This is a genomic window from Psychrobacter sp. TB20-MNA-CIBAN-0197, from assembly GCF_040309765.1.
GTDB classification, from domain to species: Bacteria; Pseudomonadota; Gammaproteobacteria; order Pseudomonadales; family Moraxellaceae; genus Psychrobacter; species Psychrobacter submarinus.
This window is the reverse complement of record NZ_JBEOPC010001303.1, coordinates 1-240: the sequence shown is the minus strand read 5'-3', so window position 1 is coordinate 240 and position 240 is coordinate 1. Positions and strand designations below refer to the sequence as shown.

Genomic DNA, 240 nt, shown 5'->3' with positions numbered 1-240 from the left:
AGGTAGTAGTGGGTTATCAGGGCGAAACAAACTACCCACAGCAGTAGCATGATAAATAGAAGTGTAAAAGTCGGTGTAATCACCGATGCGACAAGGCAAAGAAAACTCTATGTCAGATTGTGCTACAAGCGTATCGCTAAGCGCTTGTTGGTGCTCAGAACCTGCTCGTAGTGCTTTTGAAAGCGCTAAACGAAGTGCTGACCAATACTGCCCCCCTAAACCCATAAATGTATTTAGAGT

General features: G+C 44.6%; 1 pseudogene. It reads right to left on the bottom strand.

Annotated features, from left to right (window positions below):
- Nucleotides 1–240 (bottom strand): annotated as a pseudogene (locus AAEY83_RS18170) (fumarylacetoacetase); the annotation flags it as partial.